Source organism: Streptomyces sp. C, assembly GCF_000158895.1.
Taxonomy (GTDB): Bacteria; Actinomycetota; Actinomycetes; order Streptomycetales; family Streptomycetaceae; genus Streptomyces; species Streptomyces racemochromogenes.
Map to the genome: position 1 here is coordinate 273974 of NZ_GG657750.1, position 2921 is coordinate 276894.

4 protein-coding genes are annotated in these 2921 nt (G+C 73.3%); 1 reads left to right on the forward strand and 3 read right to left on the reverse strand.

What is annotated here, in order from left to right:
* Positions 1 to 115: 115 nt before the first annotated feature.
* Together SSNG_RS01460 and SSNG_RS41625 are read right to left on the reverse strand one after the other, a co-directional pair.
* Positions 116 to 883: a CAP domain-containing protein gene (locus SSNG_RS01460; protein WP_042800377.1), complete on the reverse strand. Its 768-nt coding sequence runs from the start codon at positions 881 to 883 to the stop codon at positions 116 to 118.
* Between the two features lie 446 nt (positions 884 to 1329).
* Entirely contained in the window at positions 1330 to 1878 is a 549-nt protein-coding gene (locus tag SSNG_RS41625; RefSeq protein ID WP_007262005.1) for a hypothetical protein, read from the reverse strand.
* Positions 1879 to 2190: 312 nt separating this feature from the next.
* Between SSNG_RS41625 and SSNG_RS01470 the strand changes: the two genes are divergently transcribed.
* Positions 2191 to 2373 carry a hypothetical protein gene (locus SSNG_RS01470; RefSeq protein ID WP_007262006.1) on the forward strand — a complete coding sequence of 61 codons (183 nt, stop codon included), beginning with the start codon at positions 2191 to 2193 and terminating at the stop codon, positions 2371 to 2373.
* Between the two features lie 26 nt (positions 2374 to 2399).
* Here the strand turns inward: SSNG_RS01470 and SSNG_RS01475 are convergent.
* Positions 2400 to 2921, reverse strand: a 522-nt coding sequence (locus SSNG_RS01475; protein WP_129593372.1) for a PhzF family phenazine biosynthesis protein, incomplete at its 5' end; no start/stop codon positions are given.

Below are 2921 nucleotides of genomic sequence, written 5' to 3' on the forward strand. Positions count from 1 at the left end.
CTCGCGCCGGCCCTGGTCACGGCCGCCCACGTCGGCCGCACGCCGGGCCGGGACCCCGCCTCACCCTGACGGGCGCCCCGGGCCGACGGCGTGTGAGCGACGGCGTACGAGCGGGTCAGCGCGTCGCGCCGAAGTCCTGCGTCCAGTACTGGCCCGGCTGGGCGAGGCCGATGCCGATCTCCTTGTACGAGCAGTCGAGGATGTTCCGCTTGTGGCCGGGGCTGTTCATCCAGCCCTCCATGACCTGCTCGGGGGTGCTGTACCCGTAGGCGACGTTCTCGCCGTAGGTCCGCCACTGGTACCCCGCGCGGGTGATGCGCTGGCCGGCGTCGGAACCGTCGGACCCGGTGTGGGACATGTTGCGGTGCGCGGCCATGTCGGCGCTGTGGTCCTGCGCGGCCTTGGTGAGCTTCTCGTTGGCGGTGAGCGCGGGGCAGCCGGCCGCGGCGCGCGCCTGGTTCACGAGTTCGAGGACCTTGGCCTGCGCTGCGGGGAGCGCCCCGGCGGCCTGCGGCGCGGCGGGAGCGGCGGACGCCTCCACCAGCTCCGGCCGGGGCTGCCGCGGCTGCGGGCGCGCGGGCGGCGCGGCCGGGGCGACCGGCTCGGCGGCCTGTTCGACCGGCTCTTCGGCGACGGGCGCCTCGGGGGCCGGAGCCTCGGCGACGGGCTGCGCGGGCGCCGCGGCCGGAACCGGGGCCTGCTCCGGGAGCGGGGCCCCGACCGCGTCGGAGGGGAAGTCCAGCTGCGCCGCGGCGGGCCGGGCGCGGCCGGTGTCCTGGGTGTCCAGGCAGGCCATGGCGGCGGTGGGGACGGCCACGACGGCGAGCGCCCCGACGGCGACGGCTATTTTCCTGTGGTGCGTCTTCTTACGGTGCTTCTTCATGCGGGACCTCACTCGGTGATCGCGAAGCTCCCGGCGCCGGACCGCTGGGGCGCCGGAGGAGTCGCCATTCTTAGAAGGGCCGCGGGGGCATGGCAAGCCGGCGCGGGCCGGACGCGCGAGTGCCCCGGGCTCCGGCTTGAAAGGGCGGGAAGATCGTGCATGCCGCCCGCAGGGGCCCCTGCGGCACAGCTGACGCGCCGCTAGAAGCACCTCCCGTCAGGAACGTTGGGAGGGGTGAAATAGAAGTCCACAATTCCGTTTCTGGCGGAGTGCGGCATGTCTACGCCAAACAGGGACAAATAGCGAAATGTGCCCCCGCGAACCGTGTCGCGCGGGCCCGCCTGACCGGCGAGGGCCGTGTGGCGCATGTCACGAAACCGCGGAGCCCCGCACACCGTCGGCACGACGGTGTGCGGGGCTCCGCGACGGAACGCTCTCGTCCCGCGTCAGAAGGAGCTCTTCGACGCGCTGACGACGACGCACTCCTTGTACTCGGTGCCGTTGGTCTTGCCGAAGTACGGCGTCGTGGCCTCGGCCGGCTGGGACGCGCCCGCCTTGACCTTCAGGCTGCTCACCATGGCCGTGGCGGGGACCGCGGTCGAGGTGGCGTCGCCGCGGAACTTCATCGTGATGTTGTACGTGTAGTCCAGCGAACTGCTGTTGGTGACGGTGAGCTTGGCGACCAGGTTCTTGCCGCTGCTGTCCAGCTTGCACCCGTCGATCCGGATGTCGCGCTCGGCCTTGTCCCTGGAACCGCCCGTGACGGAGCCCGTGGTGGTGCTGGAGCTGGTGCCGCTGCTCGTGCCGGTGCTGGTGCTGCCGGTGGTGGTGCTGCTGCTGTCGTGGCTGCCGCCGCTGGTGCTGCTGGAACCCGAGTGGGAGCTGGAGCCGTGGCTGCTGCCGCCGCAGCTGGCACCGTGCGAGCCACGGGCTCCGGTCAGTGCGACGACGGCGATTCCGAATACTGCGACCGCGCGGACATGGCGAAGCTTCACGTTCGAACCCCGTTGGAATATCAGTGTGCAGGAGGGCCCGCCTTGACGGGCGCACGTCACCCTACAGCGGCCAAGAGGGTGATCCGGACACCCTTCGGCGGCGTGGCGCGTCGGCGTTCGGTACCGCTGCGCAAGTCGGAGCGGGGGTACCCGCCTTGGTGGGCACGGAACGCACACGCCTCCTGCGGCACATCCGCACTGGAGGGACACATCACCCCCACGCCATGCTCTCCGTCCGACGGCGGGCGGCCCGCGGCGATGCGTGTCAGGGTGAACAGAGGAATCGCACACCGGCACCGAGGAGTCACCCGCATGGGCGGTAAGAAGGACAAGCGCCAGGAGCCCGGCGAACCCCGGGAGGAACGCGGGCGCCCCCAGCCGCCCAGCCAGGACCCCGTCCACCCCGAGCCGATCACCCCGGCCCGCAGCAGGCGCGCCGAGGAGAAGGGGCGGCGGCGCGACGAGCGGCGGCACCGGGACGACGAAGCCTCCTGAGCACGGTGGGGCCGGCCCGCCCCGCCTCAGCGAGCGGGAAGCCGGATGCCGCCCGTGACCTCGGCGGTTCCGCCCAGCCGGACCAGGGGGCCCGAGGGGCCCGGCCGGACGGTGGCGGTGATGGTGGACGGGCTGCCGAGGGAGTCGCCCATGTCGACGGCGAGTTCGGTGAGGCCCCGGCCGGCCAGGTGGGCGGCCAGGCAGGCCGTGCTGTTGGCGTTGGCGATGTCCTCGTCGACGCCGATCGACGGGGCGAACATGCGGGCGGCGGTGCGGTCTTGGGGCGTGGGCACGGAGTAGACGTAGCAGCCCAGCAGGCGGAGGCGGTCGCAGGCGGCGCGGAGCCTGCCGAAGTCCGGGGACACGGCCCGCAGGGCGGACCGCGTGCGGACCGGGACCAGCAGCCGGGGCCGTCCCACCGACGCCACGCGGACGCCGGGAGCCGTCGCGCCGCGGGGGATGCCGAGTGCGGGCAGGACGAGGTCGCACTCGGTCGCGTCCGGCGTGCGCAGCTCCACCGGACCCGGGTCGAAGGCCGCGTACGCCCG

Coding starts and splice junctions, on each gene's coding strand:
- SSNG_RS01460 (WP_042800377.1), bottom strand. CDS start 883: ATGAAGAAGCACCGTAAGAAGACGCACCACAGGAAAATAGCCGTCGCC.
- SSNG_RS01470 (WP_007262006.1), top strand. CDS start 2,191: ATGGGCGGTAAGAAGGACAAGCGCCAGGAGCCCGGCGAACCCCGGGAG.